Here is a 21,370-nt window from a genome sequence, read left to right as displayed (position 1 = left end):
TCGACTAAGATCTGCCACGTCCTTATGTCTTACGTCGACGCCAACACATCCTGTGTAAGTCCCGGAGGCATGCCCTTTGCCGAGGAGGCTGCCGGACTGCCCGCGGAAAGCGGGCACCTGGAGCGGAAATCAACCGGATAATCAAAGCTTAAACCACTTCCTTTCGTGAAGAACCTAAACCTTAGATCAATGACAATCATTTCCTGTATAAGGAAATGATTTTTTCCTTTTTAATCGAACGCTTATTCGGTAGAATGAAAGGGATGGGGTGAGAACTATGAAATTACGGAAGAATTTGCAGGAAATCATATTAGAATTAAAAAATAATGAAGCGTTTAAAGATAATATCGCACACTGGCATACGATTGAATCGAGGGATGCGTCAACCGTTCCTTTTCCGGATAGAATGGATCAACGGATAAGGAAGGCGCTTGAAAAGAGAGACATACCTGGCCTTTACACGCATCAGGCTACCGCCTTTAATGCGGCAATCCGAGGGAAAAGCCTGGTCGCAGTAACCCCCACGGCATCAGGGAAGACGTTTTGCTACAACCTACCTGTGCTTCAATCCATTCTTGAAAACGAGAAAACGAGAGCGTTATATATATTTCCAACCAAAGCATTAAGCTATGACCAAAAGAGCGAGCTCCACGAGATGATTGATGAAATGGAAGTGGAGATAAACAGCTATACATATGACGGGGACACACCTTCTAATATCCGCCAGAAGATTCGTAAAGCCGGGCATATCGTCATTACCAATCCGGATATGCTGCATTCGGGGATTTTGCCGCACCATACGAAATGGGTATCGCTATTTGAAAATCTCAAATATGTTGTCATTGATGAACTTCATATATACCGGGGCGTATTCGGGAGCCATACGGCTAATGTCATCAGGAGGCTGAAACGGATCTGTCATTTTTATGGGAGTGATCCGGTTTTTATCTGCACGTCGGCCACGATCGCAAATCCGAAGCAATTGGCTGAACATCTTACCGAACAAGAAATGGTGCTTGTCGACAATAATGGTGCTCCCAGCGGAAAGAAGCATTTTGTTTTCTATAATCCTCCTGTTGTCAACAAGCCGCTGAATATTCGCAGAAGTGCTGTTTTGGAAGCCAGAAGCCTGGCGATGGAATTTTTGCGGAATAAGATTCAAACGATCGTCTTTGCGCGTTCGCGGGTCAGGGTGGAAATCCTTTTGACTTATTTACAGGAGTTAGTCGCGAAACAGCTCGGGCCAAAAGCGATCAGGGGTTATCGCGGCGGGTATTTGCCCAAGCAGCGGCGTGAAATTGAAAAAGGGCTGCGCGAGGGCAGCATCTATGGAGTCGTCAGCACGAATGCCCTTGAGCTTGGCGTCGATATCGGCCAGCTCCAGGTATGCATCATGACAGGTTATCCGGGTTCCATCGCGAGCTCCTGGCAGCAGGCGGGCCGCGCAGGGCGTAGACATGAAGAGGCATTGATCATCATGGTCGGGAGTTCCGGCGCGCTGGATCAATACATGATACAGAACCCTGAGTATTTCTTTTCGCGCAGTCCCGAAACAGCCAGGATCAATCCGGACAACCTGGTCATTCTTGTTGATCATATTAAGTGCGCCGCCTATGAACTGCCGTTTAAAAAGGGAGATACGTTCGGCAGGGCGGAAATCATGGAAGTGCTTGAGTTTCTGACGGAAGAAAGGGTTCTTCATCAAAACGGTGACAAATGGTATTGGATGAACGATGCCTTCCCTGCCCATGATATCAGCCTCCGTTCAGCGTCGCAGGAAAATGTCGTCATCATCGATCAGACAGATGCTCCTGATAATAAGGTAATCGGGGAAATGGATACGTTCAGCGCGATGACTTTGCTTCACGATGAAGCGATATATTTACATCAGGGAGTTCAATACCAGGTCGAACTGCTTGATTGGGAAGAGAAGAAAGCTTATGTCCGCGAAGTGAATGTGGATTATTATACAGACGCCAATTTAGCCGTGCAATTATCCGTGCTCGAAGTGGATAAAAGCAAAACCTATCACACGAATGAAGCAGCTTATGGCGACGTATCCGTCAGGGCGATGGCAACGATTTTTAAGAAAATCAAATTCGAGAGCCATGATAATATCGGCTCTGGTCCAATCACCTTGCCGGAAATGGAGCTGCATACGAGTTCGGCCATGCTTTCGATACATCCCGGCATTCTTGATTGGAATGATAACCGCATGGAGCAGGGACTGATTGGAGCCTCCCATGCACTGAACCACATGGTTCCGCTTTTTGTCATGTGCGACCCTCACGATATCCATGTATATCCTCAGGTGAAAGCAGCCCATAATGAGAAACCGACCATTTTTATTTACGACAGTTATCCTGGTGGCATTGGCCTCAGTGAAAAGGTCTATGAAAATGTTGAGACGATTTTAACCGAGACGCGGAATATGGTAGAGCGTTGCCAATGCGAAAGTGGCTGTCCTTCCTGCATCGGTACGAATGCTGCTTCTAAAACCGCGAAGCATGACGCGATCCAATTGTTAAGCTTTTATGCTTCAGGCATTGTTTCTTAAAAAATGGGGTGACACGATTGTCTTTAAAAAATAAACTGGGCCGGATGAAAAGCCACATGAACCTTGACGTCCAAGAAATAAAAAATAAGGTGGCTTTTCAAGAGGAAGTTTCTGAAAATAGAGCTCTTCCATTCATGGAAGAATGGCAGAAAAATGATACAACAGCGTATTGGTTCGACGGGGAACATTGTTTTATCCGGGAGGTGCGCTACCCGATCGATTATCAGCACGGGAACTATTCCTTTAAGGAATTAAACACAGTGATCGATCTGTGGAACCATATAGCACTCGACCATCCGCTATCCGCGAAGGGACTTTCAAGCGAGGATTTATTTTTCTTTGATACGGAAACGACGGGTCTTGGCGGCGGTGCTGGAAACACGATTTTTTTGCTTGGCTACGCCTTTCTTGAAGAAAAAGAAATTGTTGTCCGGCAGCATGTATTGCCCCGGCCAGGTAACGAAATTCCACTTTATCAAAGTTTTTTGGAACATATCAATTATGAAACCTTAGTCACCTATAATGGGAAGGCGTTTGACTGGCCGCAGTTAAAAACAAGGCATACACTTATCAAGGAACATGTGCCTTTATTGCCGGAGTTCGGACATTTTGATTTGTACCATGCCTCCAGAAGGCTTTGGAAAAATAAGCTGGAAAAAGTGAAATTGTCCACCGTAGAAGAGGAAATATTGGGTTTGAGAAGGGAAAATGATATTCCCGGATATTTGGCACCGATGATTTATTTTGATTTCGTCGAGAGAAAGAATCCGGATATATTATTTGGCGTGATTAAACATAATGAAATGGATATTCTCTCGTTAATCACCCTTTACATCCACTTGTCGAGACAAATTCTCCAGGTTGACGGCTATAACGAAGAAACACTCGAAATTGCGCGCTGGCTTGCTTATCTAGGGAAGAAAGAAGAAGCATTTAAAACGTACGCCCGTATCCTTGCAGATGGAAATGAAGGAGAACGGATTTCGGCGAAGCACGCGATCGCTTTTCAAAAGAAAAAGAGTAAAGAGTACGATTCCGCTTATGGATTATGGTTTGAGGTGGCCGCTACAGGCTCGGAAAAGCAAAGAATCGAAGCGATACTTGAATTGAGCAAGCTATTGGAGCATCATTATAAGGAATACGAAAAAGCCTTAGAGGTTTCTTCCGGCCTTCTTAGTGAACTAGAGGAGCAGCCAGGCGGGGGCCGGAGCCCCACCAAAGCAATTGAATCGGTAAAAAAGGATCTTATAAAACGCTGTGAACGGTTGCGGCGGAAGTTAGGCTCTTTGAAATCGTAGTCTCAAATGTAATTGTTGATATAATTGTCATCTAAATGTCATGAAAGTGTAAAAAAAGTTAAATAAGCCATTGTACCGCTCTGAAAATGCGTGTAAAATTATAGTTGTTAAAGATCAACTAAATTACTAAACGGGGCGGAGAATATGTATAAATCAGTTATGGTTTTATTTTTTGTAATCGTATGTTTAACTGTATTTATTTTTTCTACATTAAAGAATAGTGTATATACTTTATTATTATAAAATTAGGTTTTTTGACTAGTACAACTGTACCTCTGAAATCATAGTCTATTATTGTACCAATAAACTATGAAGAAAGGGGACGCTTTTCTTATGGAATATATGAAAAAGCATGGTCATCACCACCACATGGGACATCATAAATACGGCATGAAAGACGAAAGTTCTCAAGCGATGGGACCGTACGCAGGCCCAGGTCCTTCGGTAATGGGAGCACAAATGGGACCATATGCAGGTCCAAGTCCTTCGGTAATGGGGGCACAAATGGGACCATACCCTGGCCCAGGAATGGGTCCGCAAATGGTTTCTCCTGCCACTGCCGGTCCTGGTCCATTTGGTCCGACCGGAATGGGACCAACTCAAGTGCATCCAACACAAGTATCGCCCGCCCAGAATAATGTGAACACAATGGTGTTTCCGCATGTAGTGCCACACGTTCATCCATCACACACAACCAATGTTAATAAACATGTGTTTAAGCATCAGCACTATTTTCCACAAACTCAATCCACTGTGAATGAATGTTACAACCAGCATCTCGTTTGCACTGGCAGGCCACCTAGACCGACGACCCATCAACAACCATGCTGCCCTCCAAGAAGGCCATTTGGTTTTTAACGATTAATACAAGGGCTATAACAGCCCTTGTTCCATATTATTTCTATCAGAAAGGAAGCAATTTAATTGAATGTCATATACATAACCGGCTATAAAGCTTTTGAATTTGGCATCTTTAAAAATGACCACGAAGGTGTAAAATATATAAAAAAAGCCATAAGGCAACGTCTGCTGCCGCTCGTTGAAGAAGGAGCGGAATGGATCATCATTTCCGGCCAACTCGGTGTGGAGCTATGGTCCGCGGAAGTTGTCATGGAGCTCAAAACCGAATATGAACAACTGAAGCTTGGCGTTTTAACCCCATTTTTGAAGCAGGAAGAATCTTGGAATGAGGGAAACCGGGAATATTATGAACGTATTTTGTCCCGGGCAGACTTTGTTGATTCCATTTCTAAAAGACCATATGAAGGACCACAGCAATTAAGGATGAAGAATCTATTCATGGTTCGAAAAAGTGATGGCGTGATTATCGTGTATGACGAAGAAAAAGATGGCACACCCAAATATGCTTACTCTGAAGCGAAGAAATACGCGGAAACTAGCTCATATCCAATTTTCCAGATCTCCTTTGATGACCTCCAGCAGGCTGCAGAAGAAGAAACTTGGAATTAACATAATGATGTATCGTTGACAAATGAAAGTATATTTGAAAAAATAATATAATAACAATGTATGGTGAAAGTATTGAGGTGGTGAATCTTATGCTATCAGATAAGATAAAATTAACGGCGAAAGATATTCTTGAAAAAGATTTTAAAACGGCGATGCGTGGTTATAAACCGGAGGATGTCGATCAATTCCTGGATTTGGTCATAAAGGATTATGAAGCTTTCCACGTAGAAATTGAAGATTTAAAGCAGGAGAACCTAAGGCTGAGGAAACTGGCTGATGATACCCCAAGACGGTCAAGCCAACCAGCAACAAGTGCTACGCCAGGCACGACTAACTTTGATATCCTTAAAAGGCTATCCAACCTTGAAAAGCATGTTTTTGGTAGTAAATTGTATGATTAATCATCTATGAGCAAGATTTGCCATTGATGTTTGCTCCTGTATTTACTATAATAAGGTATGTTATGTATAACGTTCAGGTAATTGCTGCAGCATTTTGCTGTAGAGGAAAGTCCATGCTCGCACGCGCTGAGATGCGCGTAGTGTTTGTGCCTGGCGAAAAAATAAGCCAGGGCAGCAAGCTTGTGCTTGTTGACGGCCGGGAAAATGTCTAAGTCTATTAGGATATGGCATGAATACCTATAAAGTGCCACAGTGACGTAGCCTTTTCAGAAATGAAAAGGGTGGAACGAGGTAAACCCCACGAGCGAGAAACCCAAATTATGGTAGGGGCGCTTTCTTCCTTGGAAACGAACGAGGAGAAGGACAGGAGTGTAGTGCTCCTGTAGATAGATGATTACCGCCGAAGTACGAGATGAATAGTCGACTGCAGTACTGAGGAACAAAACATGGCTTACAGGACGTTTTCATAATCTAACATTAATCAATAAATAACTCTCCTCCTGTGAGGAGAGTTTTTATTTTCATAAAAAAGTGAACGGTTTGAAGAGAACGATGTTGAAAATGGAGAATAATTTCTATATGATAAACGGCAGACAGGTTGCTCTTATAAATAGAAAGCAGGTGCATCTTTGAAGCAGTATAATATCATCGCCACGGCTGCCATGGGTCTTGAGTCCATCGTCGCCAAAGAAGTGCGCGATCTAGGTTATGAATGTGAAGTTGAAAACGGAAAAGTGATGTATAAAGGTGATGCAAGGGCGATTGCCAGGTCCAATATGTGGCTGAGAACGGCAGATCGGGTTAGAGTCAAGGTCGGTGAATTCAAAGCTACATCCTTTGATGAGCTGTTTGAAAAAACAAAAGCTCTGGATTGGGAGGATTATCTTTCAGTGGATGCTGAATTTCCGGTAAGCGGGAAATCCGTCAAATCCACATTATTCAGCGTTTCCGACTGTCAGGCAATCGTAAAAAAAGCAATCGTAAACAGATTGCAGCACCATTATAAACGCGCATCGTGGCTCGAAGAAAACGGCCCGTTGTATAAAATCGAAGTGGCGCTTCATAAGGACATTGCGACTCTTACACTCGATACGAGTGGCGCCGGCCTCCATAAACGGGGATATCGTACCGGACAGGGAGAAGCCCCGCTAAAAGAAACGCTGGCGGCGGCATTGATCATGCTGACAAACTGGTATCCTGATAAACCGTTCATTGATCCCTTCACGGGTTCAGGCACGATCCCGATTGAAGCGGCGTTAATCGGACAAAACATCGCCCCTGGTTTCAACCGTGAATTTCTTTCAGAAGGCTGGAGCTGGATGAGTGAACAAATTTGGGATGAAGTGAGAATGGAAGCAGAGGATCTCGCCAAGTATGATGAGCCACTCGACATCGCGGGCTATGATATTGACCACAAAATGATCGAGATTGCCAAAGCAAACAGCATAGAAGCGGGGCTAGGTGATCTAATCAACTTTAAACAAATGCAGATCAGAGATGTGACGACACAGAAACAATATGGCGTGATTGTCGGAAACCCTCCATACGGTGAACGGATCGGCGAAAAGATAGCCGTGGAGCAAATGTACCGGGAGATGGGACAGGCCTTAAGTAAGCTGGATACATGGTCGATTTATATCATTACCTCGCATCCTGATTTTGAAAAGCTGTACGGCAAGCCGGCCACGAAAAAGCGCAAGTTGTTTAATGGCTTTATTCGGACTGATTATTATCAGTATTGGGGGAAACGTCCGCCGAAAAAATAATGATGATGGCCGCAGCCTGGTTGGGCTGTGGCCATTTTATTTTGGCTTAATTAACAACAAACCATCACAAATGCCAGGTTCCGGGCATTCCTTCAGCTTCCTTCCTCATCCACCGCTACCAAACTTCTTGCATCAATGAATCTAGAGCCCCACGGTTCAACCAAAGGAAGACAATACATTCTCACTGTTAATGAATAACATCGATTCACAAAGCATAAGCAATAACCCTTTGGCATAAAATGATTTTATATTCTTTGCGAAAAAGGGGATGATGCCCATGGACGAAAGGCTGATGGATTTAGGAAGGATTACAAAAGCACTCTATACTTCCTACGAAACGATAAAGGTAGACGGAGGCAATAGCGAGAGCCTCTCCCAATTAAAGGATGCCGAAAAAAAACTCTATCAGGCACTGTCATTTCATCTTCAGAGAGATATTGACAAAAACGATTAACGTTATGTCAAAAGCCGGTCGCTTCAATTGAAGTGGCCGGCTTTATTCTTGACGGCATCCTGATTATAGGAGATAATAAAATGTTGCTATTTAACTTGGACAGCTGGAAGGCTGTAATGATAGATAAAGGGGAGAACACAATGCTGCAGACGCTGCCTTTTCCAATCACGAAGGACGATTCGTTTTATGATAAGCTTTCCGAGTGGATTGGGGATGTATTTTACGATATTCTGCCTGAAAAAGGGTTTGAAGAACGCGATGAGCAGATTTTTATGGCGTTTCAGCTTGAAAAAGCCTTTAAAGAAAAAAACATTGCTTTTGCGGAAGCGGGGGTAGGCACTGGAAAAACACTTGTTTACCTGCTTTATGCGATTTGTTATGCCCGTTATACGAACAGGCCGGCGATCATTTCATGTGCTGACGAAACGTTGATTGAACAGCTTGTAAAAGAAGAGGGCGATATCCAGAAAATCAAGAATGCACTCGGCATTTCGGTGGATGTCCGCCTTGCCAAGTATCATGATCAATACGTTTGTCTTAAGAAGCTTGAGTCAGCGGTGGAATCGGTGGATTCGGAAGGCATTGACCAGCTGTTTGATGAACTGCCAAAGTTCGTCTATGACGGAAGCTCGATGTCATCTTACACTCCGTACGGTGACCGCAAGCAATACCCGTATTTGAACGATGAAGATTGGTCGAAAGTCGGCTGGGATCAGTTGCAAAACTGCTTTACTTGCGATTTGCGCCACCGCTGCGGGCAGACGCTTTCAAGAGACCATTACCGCAAATCAACGGATTTGATCATCTGTTCACATGACTTTTTCATGGAGCATGTGTGGACGAAGGATAAAAGAAAGCGCGAAGGGCAGCTGCCGCTGCTTCCGGAGCATAGCTGTGTTATTTTTGACGAAGGACATTTGCTTGAGTTTTCTGCACAAAAGGCATTGACCTACAAAGTCGGCGAACAGACGTTGGCAACGGTCCTGCAATCGTTAACTGCCAATGATGTCCGAGATGAAACGCTGTATATCATTGAGGAATTAATTGACTTGAATGAGGAATTCTTCAACTTTCTTGGCAAAATTGCCATACCGGTACTTGGATCCAACCGCTACCAGATACCTGCAAACGACAAGGTGGGCCAGCTTGCCCAAAAGCTTCACCAGCAGGTTGAAAAGCTGGAAGAAAACCTTGTCTTCGAAGCGGAAATGTATACAATCAATGAATACGATTTGAAGGTAACGGAAGAATATTTAGAACAGCTTGGGTATTCACTTTCGCTGTTTTTACGGAATCAGCAGGCGGTCACCTGGTTCGAGGAACATGAAGGCTCGAAAACATTGGTGATTATGCCCCGGTTGGTGAAGGATATTTTGGCGGAAGAAGTTTTTTCGAAAAAAATGCCGTACATTTTTTCATCTGCGACGCTTTCTGAAGACAAATCCTTCGATTACATCGCAGACAGCTTAGGTATCAAGAATTATACCAGCTTTTCCGTTGCTTCTCCGTTTAGTTATGATGAAGTAATGAAGATTTCGATGCCCGTTTTTGAAAACGATAATTTTGCCGAAAAAATGGCGTACACATTAAAATGCGTGGAAGAAGGACAAAGGGGGGGGACCCTGGTTTTATTCCGTTCGAAAGAAGAACTTCAATGGTTTAAAGATAACGCACCACCATCAAACCAGCCCTTCTATTATGAAGGTGAATCAGAGATCAGTGATCTGGTGAAGAAATTCCAGGATGAGAAGAATTCCGTGTTGCTTTCCTATCATTTATGGGAGGGACTTGATATTCCCGGAGATTCTTTGAAAAATGTCGTGATTTTCTCATTGCCTTTCCCGCCGCATGATCCTGTTTTTGAAGCAAAGCGCGCATCAAGCGACAAGCCTTTTGATCAAGTGGACCTGCCGTATATGCTGCTTCGTTTGCGTCAGGGAATCGGCCGCTTGATCCGGACCTCGCAGGATTCAGGAAACGTGCATATTCTCACCGAAAAAAACCTGTCTGAGAGTGTTTTGAACAAGATTATCGCTGTCTTGCCAACAACTGTAAATTCTTAAAGCTACTCTTCAATGGCTGTCGATATTATCGACAGCCATTTTTAATGGTTTTTTACAAATTTATTCTTGACATGAGAATGATTATCGTTATAATTGAGAATGAAATTCATTATTATATACATAAGGAGAAAAGACTATGAAGAAAATATTATTTGGATTTTTGTTTGTCCTCTCGTTTGCTTTATTAGCCGCCTGTTCGGGGGGGAATGAGGAAGCACAACCTGCTGATAATGATTCGGAAAAGAAAGACAAAGGGGTCGTCAATCTTTATACAAGCCGCCACTATGAAGCAGATGATGAAATTTATGCTGCTTTTACAAAGGAAACCGGCATCAAGGTGAATGTGGTTAAAGGAGAAGAGAATGAATTAATTGAGCGCCTTTCCAGAGAAGGGGCGGCTACCGAAGCCGATCTGTTCATGACTTCAGATGCGGGCAGGCTTCATTGGGCGAAGGATAAAAACCTGTTGCAAAGAGCTGACAGCAAGACACTGGCAGCCAATATCCCAGAAAACTTAAGGGATAAAGACAACCAATGGTTCGGTCTGACAAAACGGGCACGTGTTATCGTTTATTCCAAAGATCGCGTCAAGCCTTCCGAGCTGTCTACCTATGAAGATTTAACAGATGCCAAATGGAAGGGCAAAGTGCTCGTGCGGCCTTCAGAGAATGTTTATAATCAATCCCTTTTAGCTTCCTTTATTACATTGAATGGCGAAGACAAAGCCAAGGAATGGGCAAAAGGAATCGTCGGGAATATGGCAAGGGATCCGCAGGGTGGTGACCGCGACCAGGCAAAAGCAATCGTCGCGGGCGAAGGTGACGTTGCGATCATGAACACGTATTATGTCGGCGTTATGGCAAATTCCGAGGATCCTGAAGAAGTGAAAGTTGCTGAGAAAGTCGGCGTCTTCTTCCCGAACCAGGAAACAGACGGGACACATATTAATGTAAGCGGCGCAGGACTGACCAAGCATGCAAAAAACAAAGAAAACGCGATAAAACTGATGGAGTTCTTATCAGCTGAAGAATCGCAAGGGAAGTTTGCCGAGGCGAATTTCGAATATCCGGTAAATCCAAATGTAGAGCCTTCTGAACTGCTGAAATCATGGGGTGACTTTAAAGCCCAGGAACTCAATTTATCTGAGCTTGGTGAAAACAATGCGGCCGCAGTGAAACTATTGAATGAGGTTGGCTGGAAATAATTCGCCTTTCCTTTTGTCCGCCTCCCAGGTACAATATACTTATAAAATAGAGCCGTATCTTATAAAGTGATACGGCTCTATTTATTAAAATGATTGATAAACGGTTGGGAATGATTGGATTTGATCCGGCACATACAGAAACACTTTAACTCATGGGCATTAGCCAGCTTTTTATTAATTATCCTGATCATATTGCCTACGCTGTTTATCGGGGTTCAATTTTTCACAGAAACAAGTGAAAACTGGCTGCACATTAAAAAATTTCTATTAACGGACTATATTCTTAACACACTGATCCTGGTATTAGCGACAGGATTCATTACCACCATCCTAGGTGTAAGTATGGCCTGGTTTGTTTCGGCCTATGATTTTCCTTTCAAAAACTTTTTTAAATGGGGAATTATCCTGCCGCTGGCGATCCCCCCATACATCGGGGCTTATACGTATCACGGGATATTAAATTACACCGGCGTTCTCCAAAGCATGCTGAGAAACCATTTTGATATAGAAGTGAATCAAAAATTCTTTAACATCATGAATATGCCGGGAGCCATCTTCATTTTTACGATGTTTTTGTTTCCTTATGTATACATCATTACGAAAAGTTTTTTGGAGAAACAATCAGCCTCACTCGTTGAAAATGCTCGATTGCTAGGAAGGAATTCCTTTGCGATTTTCTTTCGTATCGTCTTGCCGATATCGAGGGCATCGATAATAGGCGGGGTCAGTTTAGTGATGCTAGAGGTATTAAATGATTACGGTGTTGTAAAATATTTTGGCATCCAGACATTCAGCACAGCGATCTTCCAGACATGGTTCGGGATGGCCGACATTGGCTCTGCCATCAAGCTATCGGGCATTTTGATGTCGATCGTGATTTTCATTCTGCTTATGGAGAAGCTGATCAGGGGCCGGAAACAATTCAGCTATTCGACTTCCAAGGTCCGTCCTCTGCAAGCGATGAAATTAACCGGAATCAAAGGCTGGCTGATGTTCTCTTATTTCTTTGCCGTTTTTTCATTAGCCTTTCTAATCCCATTTGTCCAATTGATCCAATGGACAATGATGACTTATGAGAAAGTAATAAGCGAGGAGTTCTTTACATTAATATGGAATTCAACCTTTGTTGCTTTTGTTGCCGCCTGTTTCATTGTCTTCACAGCGCTGGTGATCGCTAATTTCAGTCGTTTAAATCACGGGGTTATCGCTAACCTGTTTTCTAAAATCATCGTGTTCGGCTATTCCATTCCCGGGGCCGTGATTGCAATCGGGGTCCTGGCTCTTTTCATCGCTTTTGATCGCCAGCTCGTTGCATTTTATCAATCGATTGGAATGGAGCCGGCCTTAATCTTAAGCACGAGCATTGCCATGCTCATATTCGCTTATGTGATCCGTTTTTTAGCTTTAGGATACAATTCGATTGAATCGGGATTTGAGAAAGTCGGGCTTACCTTTACGGAAGCATCAAGGACGCTTGGTATGACGGTCACGCAAACTTTCTTTAAAGTGGATCTTAAAATGATCAAAGGTGCCGTATTTGGTGCATTCATCCTCGTCTTTATCGATATTTTAAAAGAATTGCCGCTTACATTGATTTTACAGCCCTTTAATTTCTATACCCTTGCCACGAAAGCCTTTCAATATGCGGGGAATGAAATGATCCATGAAGCGGCGTTGGCATCGATTTTAATTATCATAATCAGCGGTATGTCGATTTACTTCTTTCATAAAGTTTTGGAAAAGGAGCCGAGCTAATGTTTGTAGATGTGAAGAACTTACAGTTTGAATATAAAAATGCCGGCGAACAAACGATTCATGATTTTTCGCTCGAGATTGAAGAAGGGGAAATTGTTTCTATACTGGGAAATAGTGGGAGCGGAAAGAGTACGATCCTTCGGTTGATAGCCGGTCTTGAAGTTCCAAAAAGCGGTTCTATCTTTATAAACGGAAATATCATGTCTGACAGCACGCATTTTGTCCACCCCGAAAAACGGGGAGTCGGCCTGGTGTTTCAGGACTACGCACTCTTTCCCCATATGACGGTTGCCGACAATATCAAGTTCGGGCTTAAAAAAATGGGCAAAAAGCAGAAAATAGAGCGGTTAAACGAAGTCTTGGGCCTGGTTGGATTGACCGATTATAGCAAACGTTATCCATATGAATTGAGCGGCGGTCAGCAGCAGCGGGTAGCGCTGGCAAGGGCGCTCGCTCCCAATCCGTCATTGCTCATGTTCGATGAACCTTTCAGTAATCTTGATGCGGAGCTGCAGCTGAAAATCCGGGATGAATTGCGCACCATCATAAAACATACGGGGATAACCTCGATTTTTGTTACACATGACCGGGAGGATGCGAGATCCCTTGCGGACCGGATTGTCATCATGCAAAAAGGTACAGTGGCGCAGGAAGGAAAGCCGTGTGATTTGCTTGTCGAAGATATAAAACAAAGTCCTGTATTCAGGTAATAATGGAGGCTGACTCAAAAGGTCGTTAAACGACGACTTTTTGGGTCATTTTTATTTTATATGCAGAATTTGCTGGGAAATGTACGTGCAAGAGCCGGAGTTTTTTAGTTGTGGTGACTGGATTATGTCAGAAGAAACGATTTTTTCTTTTTTGTTTAACATTTATTCAGGACACTGGTTGATTGAAGCGGAAGGCGCTTGACTCCTGGGGGATTAGCGTACGGGCGAGACCCCGCAGGAGCGTTAGCGACGAGGAGGCTCGGCGAACGCCCCCAGGAGTCAAGCGTCTGGAGCGGAAATCAACTGTAAAGTTCTACAGGCCTTGTACAAAAAAGAGTGCATTTAAAATTATACTTTGTGGGACACCCTCTTTTGTCATTAAAAAAAGTCGTAGAAAAATGGGCGCCGGTTTGGAAGCAGGGATGCTAATTTTTGAATCTCTACTGGAGAACCGGATATCCTGCCAATTTGTTGTAAAGCGACTGGGGACATATAGCCAAACATAGCCGCAGCTAACGCGTTGATATCGATATGAATTCCTTTTTGTTCAGAATCAGGGTTATCTTCAATATTCAATACGGTGATATTGCCATCCTTCAGCAGGACAGACTGATTATTCCATTCCGCAAAGGAATCCGAAATATGTAAAACAAGTTCCTCTTCAAAGCTCTCCCATTGAAAATCAAATTCCCGGAAAAACGAGATTACATCCACGATTCGGACCATAAAATAAGGAACAACTTCCATCTTGGACCTCGGTTCCTTCAAGCTGAACATCAGCGGATCATTTTCATAAGTGATCATCTCAAGCTCGTTAAGCATGGAATCATGCTGGCAAATATAATTCCACAAGCCGCTTCTCGCTTCATTGTCCACAACCACAAATTCGTGAATCGTCATTTTTCTATCCTTGATTTCATAAATCATGTAACCGGCAGCATCGCTTTGTTCATTTAAGTACATGGCCCCTTTGCTGCCTCCATAAATGGCATTGGTCCACCAGTCCTTTTCTCTCGCAAGCATCCCGTTAAATGGTTGCGTAAATTCGGTATAAACCCGCTCTATTGCTTCTGGATGTGATTGTTCATCAAACCGCTTTACGACACCGGGCACCGGTTCTTTCATAACCAGATCCGCTTTTGTAAGCGTCACCTTTAATCTGTTTGCAAAAAGCTCCCAGCCGTACTTTCTGTAGAATGGCACAGAAAAAGGATGAAGCATCGATATGCTGTAGCCGTTATCTTTCATATATTGCAGCGAATGCGCCAGCATTTCTCTCACATGCCCTTTCCTTCTTTGTTCAGGATATGTGGCAACGCCGGCAATTCCGCCCATTTTCATCGCTTTCTTGCCGAGGAGTGTCTCAAGCGAAAGGAGATGAAGCTTGGCCGCAACGCTGCCATTTTCCAATATCCCGAATAATTTGTGCTTTTCAAGATTTCTCAATCGCTTTTCGATGTCTTCTTCAGGCACTTTATATTGAAAGGCATATTCAGAGAGAGCAAGGGCCTCCCGGTAATGATCTTTCTGTAAGGTAATGACATTCATCCAATCAGTCCTTTCGGTTGGTTATATTAGTTTGGCAGGTTCATATAGTTGAGCCTTCTGAAACAGATTCGTTCTTGTTCACACAAGTAAAGCATAATAAGGTGTCTCCATCTGAAACTCCATCCAAAAATCCGTCGCGGCAATAGATCTTTCTATTGCAGGACTTGCAGCATCCAATCAGTTCAACCATCAGTTAACCACTTCCTTTTCCTGTAGTTAGTTGAAATTGGCAATCTCTGTATTCATTATATGATAAAATAAAGCGGTAATCCAAAAGGAGGTATAGGAATGGGTGCGGGAATTAAAGAAATCGAAACAGAATTTTTGGAGTATGTAAAAAAATATCCGCCTATGGCGAAGCGCTTGGGCTCATCTATTGGGATTTGCGGACTGGTGCGCCAAAAAAAGGTGTCGAACAGCGCTCAGAAGTTGTCGGCATGCTTTCATCTGAAATTTTTAATCTATCAACAAGCGAAAAAATGGCAGGGTTTATTGCCGGCCTGTCTTCTGAAGAGGCGAGAAAGTCACTCTCCGATACCACGACTAAAATAGTTGAGGAATGCAAAAAAGAGTATCAAAGAAACAAAAAAATACCTGCTGAAGAATATAAGGAATTTGTCGTGCTTCAATCCAAAGCGGAAAGTGTCTGGGAGGATGCCAGGGAGGCAGATGACTTCGCGATGTTCCAGCCATACCTTGAACAGATTGTCGCCTATACAAGAAAATTCATCGGCTTCTGGGGCTATGAGGGCAATCCCTACAACACGCTCCTTGACATGTACGAACCGGGAGTAACCGTAGACGTGCTTGATCAAGTTTTCGGCGAGCTGCGCGAAAGAATTGTTCCATTAGTCAAGAAAATCTCCGAAAGTGAAAGCAAACCGGAAACTTCATTCCTGTTTAAAAGGTTTCCGAAGGAACAACAAAAGGAATTCAGCCTGGAAATCCTGAAGCAGCTCGGCTACGACTTTGAAGCAGGCCGTTTGGATGAGACGGTCCATCCGTTCGCCACTGGATTAAATGTTGGCGATGTGCGCATAACAACACGTTATGACGAGCATGATTTCAGAGGCGCGATCTTTGGAACGATCCATGAATGCGGCCACGCCATATATGAACAAAATATTTCCAAGGAATTGACAGGAACGCTATTGGATGATGGTACATCAATGGGGATCCATGAATCTCAATCGCTGTTCTTCGAAAATTTTATCGGCCGCAATTATAGCTTCTGGAAAAAGCAATACCCGCTCTTGAAGCAATTTGCTCCGGGACAATTCGATGATGTGCAACTTGATGATTTTTATCGGGCCATTAACGAATCGAAACCTTCTCTCATTCGGGTGGAGTCCGATGAACTTACATATTCACTCCATATTATGATCCGCTACGAGATTGAGAAGGCGTTATTCAATAATGAATTGGAAGTCAAGGACTTGCCGCAAGTATGGAATCGGAAATATGAAGAATACCTGGGAATTGTCCCTGATACCGACGCAGCCGGGGTTCTCCAGGATGTACATTGGTCAGGCGGCAGTTTTGGCTACTTCCCGTCCTACGCACTTGGCTATATGTATGCTTCACAAATTAAGCAGACGATGCTTAAGGATATTCCTGAATTCGACCGGCATCTTGAAGAAGGAAATATCGCACCAATTAAAGGGTGGCTGAATGACAAGATCCACCGCTTTGGAAAAACGAAAAAGCCATTGGACATCCTTGAATCTATAACGGGTGAAGGCTTAAACGCAAAGTATCTGATTGAATATCTTGAAGAGAAATATCAGCGCATCTATCAATTAAGGTAAGAACATGGGGGGATGAGTGATCATCCCTCCGTTGCATTTTTATAAATTCAGGCTTATCGAAGGGGAAGTAATATGTTACCGGTACTTGCGGTTGTCGCAGCTGCTTTTTTATGGGGAATCATCGGCTTTTTTGTGAAAGGACTGACCGAGGCAGGGTTATCACCAATGGAAATCGTAACAGTCCGCGTTGTTTGTGCCAGTCTGTTTTTATTGTGTATTGGAGTATTTAAAAATAGGAACCTATTAAAAATAAGGACAAAAGATATCTATCTATTCATCGGTACAGGGATTGTCAGCATCGTTTTCTTCAATTGGTGTTATTTCACGGCGATGAATGTGCTGTCGATTTCAACCGCGGTGATTTTGCTGTATACGTCCCCGATCTTTGTCATGTTATTTTCCAGCCTGTTTTTCAAGGAAAAAATCACGTTGACGAAAATCCTTCTGCTTGGCTGTACGGTTTTAGGAAGCATGTTAATAGCGGGAGACAGCGGCCTGGATCTTGCAGGCGGTGAAAAATTGGGCTACATAATCGGGATCGGAGCCGGGATCGGTTACGCGTTATACAGCATTTTTGGAAAGCTGGCATTGAGGAGGTATGAAAGCTTTACCATATCTGCCTATACCTTTATAACGGCTTCCGTTTTCTTATTGCCGATAACGAAAGTGTGGAGTAAAACAGAGGCTATACTTGTCCCAAATACAATCCTGCTGATTCTGGGGCTTGGTCTTTTTTCGACTGTTATTGCTTATCTGTTGTATACGTGGGGATTGGGCCGGATGGAAGGGAGCAGGGCAGCCGTGATTGCAACCGCAGAGCCGGTTACAGCCATGTTCTTAGGTTTTCTTTTTTATGACGAGAGACTGTCACCCCTGCAGCTTGGAGGTGCACTGATTATTATTGGGGCTGTACTTTTTTACAATTGGCCAAAAGGAAAAGCCTTAAAAACCAATCAAAAACAAGCCGTTTAAAATAACCGATTTTTCTAAAAAAACGAATGATTTACGTGTATAAAATATAATTAGTCGTTTTTTTTTTTTGCAGAAAAATACTTTTCAAATCTGAAAAACGTTGCTATAATCAACTACATTAAAAACAAATATGTAATCACGCATATAATCGCAGGGATATGGCCTGCAAGTTTCTACCGGATTACCGTAAATGATCCGACTATGGGTGAGCGATAACTCGGGACCTGGCGGGAATGGATATACATTCCCGTCCGGCTGGTCATTGACTAAAAACCGGGGAAATTTGCTTCACTCATGGGGTGCTGTAAATTTCTCCGGTTTTTTTATTGTTTAGGAAACTGTAAATTGGTTTTTATGTGGATAACTTTATTTGGGTTATCTACATCTAGCTCCAGCGCCTAGCCCCGACGCACATGACGTGCTAGTGCCGGCGAAGACATAAGGACGCGGCGTTTTTAGTCGGCCTCTCTGGTCTAAGTCGATCATCTGATGGGAAGAAAACCGCTCCCCATACAGCTCTGATCGTCTTATGCTTGTCGGACTTGCGCATGACGCTTTCGTCGACGTAAGACATAAGGACGTGGCGGTTCTTAGTCGACATTCCTTTTACAGGCGCTTCCGCTTTTGTTCTTCACTACATTTTGAAAGGAAGGCTATCAATGAAAATGCTTAAGGACATGATACTGTCTGAAGGAATCGTGCTATCGGAATCTGTGCTGAAGGTCGATTCTTTTTTAAACCATCAGATGGATCCGCAGTTAATGAAAGCTATCGGGCAGGAGTTCGCAAGACGGTTTGAGGGGCAGGCGGTCAATAAGATCTTAACGATTGAGTCTTCAGGGATCGGTCCGGGCCTGATGACAGCCCTTGAAATGGGACTGCCGCTCATCTTTGCGCGAAAACGAAAGTCGCTGACCCTCACGGACGGCCTGATAACAGCCAGTGTTCATTCTTTCACGAAACAGGAAACGAATGAGGTGACGGTGTCCGATAAATTTGTTCAGAAGGGTGACTGCATCTTGATCATTGATGACTTCCTTGCTAACGGGCAAGCTGCTTTAGGCCTCGTGGAAATATGTGAGAAGACGGGGACATCGGTAGCCGGAATTGGGATTGTTATTGAAAAAGCATTCCAGGATGGCGGGGAGCAATTGAGGAACAAAGGATTCCGGGTTGAATCATTGGCAAGGATCTCTTCCTTGCAGAACGGGGACATAAGCTTTGCACAAGATAAAACGGAGGTTTCAAGTCTATGAATAAATTAAAACTCGCTTCATTGGGAATACAGCATGTATTAGCAATGTATGCCGGAGCGGTGATCGTGCCGTTGATTGTTGGCGGGGCATTGGGGCTTACCCAGGAACAGTTGACTTTCCTGGTTTCTGTGGACATTTTGATGTGTGGAATCGCGACGATTCTTCAGGTTTGGAGCAACCGTTTCTTCGGAATCGGGCTCCCGATTGTTCTTGGCTGTTCTTTTACGGCGGTCGGACCGATGATTGCGATTGGCAGCCAATACGGAATTACGTCCATTTATGGGGCCATTATTGCCTCCGGATTATTTGTGGTTTTAATCAGCACATTCTTCGGTAAACTGGCAAAATTCTTTCCTCCTGTCGTTACCGGGTCGGTAGTAATGATCATTGGGATCACCTTAATACCGGTTGCCATGAATAACGCCGCTGGTGGCCAAGGGGCACCGGACTTTGGTGCTTTGGATAACATTGCGCTTGCATTTGGTACGTTATTATTCATTATCGTCTTGTATAAATTTTTCAATGGTTTTATTCGTTCTATATCGATTTTATTAGGTCTCGTTGCCGGGACAGCAGCCTCCTATATCATGGGCAAGGTTGATTTTACGGCTGTTGCAGATGCGTCTTGGCTACAGCTCGCTACACCATTCTATTTCGGGATGCCAACCTTTAATCTCACAGCGATTATCACAATGATATTGGTTGCAATAGTGAGTCTAGTAGAATCAACAGGAGTTTATTACGCGCTTGGCGATATTTGCGAAGAAGAGGTTTCCGAAGAAAAATTGTCCAAGGGATACCGTGCTGAAGGACTTGCGATTATGCTTGGTGGCATTTTTAACGCGTTTCCCTATACAACCTACTCGCAAAATGTAGGTGTGCTCCAGCTATCAGGCGTAAAAAGTAAAAATGTCATCTATACGATGGCTTGTATGCTAATCATAATCGGCTTCGTTCCGAAAATTGGTGCATTGACCACGATTATTCCGTCAGCGGTATTGGGCGGGGCGATGATCGCGATGTTTGGCATGGTGATGGCATATGGAATTAAAATGCTGAGCAGTGTTGATTTTTCATCACAGGAAAATCTATTGACCATTGCCTGCTCAGTAGGTATGGGTCTCGGGGTAACAGCTGTGCCGGATTTATTCTCAAAGATGCCGGAAAGCATCCAAATCCTGACGGACAATGGCATTGTCGCCGGCAGCTTAACGGCGATTGCCTTGAACATTATTTTTAATGTTATTCCTTCTAAAGAAAAAATAGCCGCAAATACGGCTGCAGGAACACGAGTAAAGCTTAGGGAAATAAGGTAGAATTAAAAGAACAGGAACATTTCCATCCTTCAAGAATATAATAGAATAATATATTTTAAGAAGGAAAGTGGACATGTTGGAAAAAAAATATTGCATTCATTGCCGGACAATCTATGTTGATGCTGACATTTGTGATGCTTGCGGAAAAAACGAATTCAAGGCAATTATTATCGATGTACAGTCTCACCCACAGACAGGAAAATAAATATCTTCAAAGAACTTCATTGTTACGAATGAAGTTCTTTTTTTGTGGTTTCGAGTTTTCTGTGTGATTGCACATTTTTATAGCGAATATGGACAGTATCCTAAGCACGCATTCACCCGTTGCATAGAATATCTTGAAACTTAAAGGATAATGAGGGGAGTGAAATTTATTGGGTAGGAAAGAGGATCGCAAGCACAGGAGAAAGCATGACGATAAAAACCGGCGGCGTGAGCTCGATATACAAAGGGAAATACGTGATATCCTCAATGAAATAAGAAGAGAAATTCGAAATCCGTTGATGAATCTGGATGATTTATTAGAGAGGCTTCGCCGACGTTCCCGACAAGATAATGACGGCGGGTCATCCCTCTTGAACATTGATCTGCTGAACAATCTTGATTTATTAAACAATCTGGATTTGTTAAGCGATAATGACTTCTTAAATAATAATGAAGTATTTAGCAATATTGACATCCGTAACAGACGTTCGGTATTAGTCAGAATCCAAAGACTACTGCTCGGTAACCTTCTTAAGAAACGGCGCTAAAGCTCAACCGTAAGAACTTCATTTAACGGAGAATGAAGTT

Annotated in this window: 17 protein-coding genes, 1 other RNA gene, 1 pseudogene and 1 riboswitch; of the genes and pseudogenes, 18 read left to right on the top strand and 1 reads right to left on the bottom strand. The window is 43.4% G+C overall.

Going from position 1 to position 21,370, the window contains the following annotated elements:
* Positions 1-277: 277 nt before the first annotated feature.
* The 12 genes from D0463_RS10060 (at position 278) to D0463_RS10010 (ending at position 13,678) form a co-directional block, all read left to right on the top strand.
* Positions 278-2,557, top strand: a complete 2,280-nt coding sequence (locus tag D0463_RS10060) for a DEAD/DEAH box helicase (protein ID WP_117307272.1) — start codon at positions 278-280, stop codon at positions 2,555-2,557.
* Between the two features lie 17 nt (positions 2,558-2,574).
* A complete protein-coding gene (locus tag D0463_RS10055; RefSeq protein WP_117307271.1) occupies positions 2,575-3,855 on the top strand; it encodes a ribonuclease H-like domain-containing protein in 1,281 nt (426 codons plus the stop codon).
* 369 nt (positions 3,856-4,224) lie between these two features.
* Positions 4,225-4,713: a CotD family spore coat protein gene (locus tag D0463_RS20410; protein WP_483295729.1), complete on the top strand. Its 489-nt coding sequence runs from the start codon at positions 4,225-4,227 to the stop codon at positions 4,711-4,713.
* Between the two features lie 66 nt (positions 4,714-4,779).
* Positions 4,780-5,325 (top strand): SLOG family protein, encoded by a 546-nt coding sequence (locus D0463_RS10045; RefSeq protein WP_117307270.1) that lies wholly within the window; start codon positions 4,780-4,782, stop codon positions 5,323-5,325.
* Positions 5,326-5,414: 89 nt separating this feature from the next.
* Positions 5,415-5,726, top strand: a complete 312-nt coding sequence (gene gpsB, locus D0463_RS10040; protein ID WP_117307269.1) for a cell division regulator GpsB — start codon at positions 5,415-5,417, stop codon at positions 5,724-5,726.
* A gap of 69 nt (positions 5,727-5,795) precedes the next feature.
* Positions 5,796-6,185, top strand: an RNA gene (rnpB, locus tag D0463_RS10035) — RNase P RNA component class B.
* 170 nt (positions 6,186-6,355) lie between these two features.
* The gene (locus tag D0463_RS10030; protein WP_117307268.1) at positions 6,356-7,492 is read left to right on the top strand and encodes a THUMP domain-containing class I SAM-dependent RNA methyltransferase; all 1,137 of its coding nucleotides are present in this window, start codon (positions 6,356-6,358) and stop codon (positions 7,490-7,492) included.
* A gap of 277 nt (positions 7,493-7,769) precedes the next feature.
* Positions 7,770-7,946, top strand: coding sequence for a hypothetical protein (locus tag D0463_RS19375; RefSeq protein WP_160118402.1), 177 nt, complete (start codon positions 7,770-7,772; stop codon positions 7,944-7,946).
* A 140-nt stretch (positions 7,947-8,086) separates the two neighbouring features.
* A complete protein-coding gene (locus tag D0463_RS10025; RefSeq protein WP_117307275.1) occupies positions 8,087-10,009 on the top strand; it encodes an ATP-dependent DNA helicase in 1,923 nt (640 codons plus the stop codon).
* A gap of 136 nt (positions 10,010-10,145) precedes the next feature.
* Positions 10,146-11,213, top strand: coding sequence for a Fe(3+) ABC transporter substrate-binding protein (locus D0463_RS10020; protein WP_117307267.1), 1,068 nt, complete (start codon positions 10,146-10,148; stop codon positions 11,211-11,213).
* Positions 11,214-11,327: 114 nt separating this feature from the next.
* Entirely contained in the window at positions 11,328-12,968 is a 1,641-nt protein-coding gene (locus tag D0463_RS10015; RefSeq protein WP_117307266.1) for an ABC transporter permease, read from the top strand.
* Positions 12,968-13,678: an ABC transporter ATP-binding protein gene (locus tag D0463_RS10010; RefSeq protein WP_117307265.1), complete on the top strand. Its 711-nt coding sequence runs from the start codon at positions 12,968-12,970 to the stop codon at positions 13,676-13,678. The genes D0463_RS10015 and D0463_RS10010 overlap by 1 nt, the downstream gene beginning before the upstream one ends.
* Before the next feature lie 378 nt (positions 13,679-14,056).
* Here the strand turns inward: D0463_RS10010 and D0463_RS10005 are convergent, their stop codons facing one another.
* Positions 14,057-15,226, bottom strand: a complete 1,170-nt coding sequence (locus D0463_RS10005; RefSeq protein WP_117307264.1) for a GNAT family N-acetyltransferase — start codon at positions 15,224-15,226, stop codon at positions 14,057-14,059.
* Between the two features lie 288 nt (positions 15,227-15,514).
* On the opposite strand from D0463_RS10005, the pseudogene D0463_RS10000 reads away from it, so the two are divergent.
* From D0463_RS10000 to D0463_RS09980, 6 genes and pseudogenes are all read left to right on the top strand, one after another.
* Positions 15,515-17,034, top strand: a pseudogene (locus D0463_RS10000) (carboxypeptidase M32).
* A gap of 72 nt (positions 17,035-17,106) precedes the next feature.
* Positions 17,107-18,006 carry a DMT family transporter gene (locus tag D0463_RS09995; protein ID WP_117307262.1) on the top strand — a complete coding sequence of 300 codons (900 nt, stop codon included), beginning with the start codon at positions 17,107-17,109 and terminating at the stop codon, positions 18,004-18,006.
* Between the two features lie 120 nt (positions 18,007-18,126).
* Positions 18,127-18,228, top strand: a riboswitch (purine riboswitch).
* A gap of 437 nt (positions 18,229-18,665) precedes the next feature.
* Complete coding sequence (locus D0463_RS09990) at positions 18,666-19,262, top strand: xanthine phosphoribosyltransferase (protein WP_117307261.1); 597 nt, start codon at positions 18,666-18,668, stop codon at positions 19,260-19,262.
* Positions 19,259-20,578 carry a nucleobase:cation symporter-2 family protein gene (locus D0463_RS09985; RefSeq protein WP_117307260.1) on the top strand — a complete coding sequence of 440 codons (1,320 nt, stop codon included), beginning with the start codon at positions 19,259-19,261 and terminating at the stop codon, positions 20,576-20,578. Before D0463_RS09990 ends, D0463_RS09985 begins: the two co-directional genes overlap by 4 nt.
* Before the next feature lie 73 nt (positions 20,579-20,651).
* A complete protein-coding gene (locus tag D0463_RS20110; RefSeq protein ID WP_301950639.1) occupies positions 20,652-20,783 on the top strand; it encodes a hypothetical protein in 132 nt (43 codons plus the stop codon).
* Between the two features lie 169 nt (positions 20,784-20,952).
* Positions 20,953-21,330 (top strand): hypothetical protein, encoded by a 378-nt coding sequence (locus D0463_RS09980; protein ID WP_117307259.1) that lies wholly within the window; start codon positions 20,953-20,955, stop codon positions 21,328-21,330.
* Positions 21,331-21,370 lie beyond the last annotated feature (40 nt).

It is taken from the genome of Bacillus sp. V59.32b (assembly GCF_003429085.1).
GTDB lineage: Bacteria > Bacillota > Bacilli > Bacillales > DSM-1321 > Peribacillus.
The sequence above is the reverse complement of the archived record's forward strand: the minus strand, read 5'-3'. Positions and strand labels throughout refer to the sequence as shown.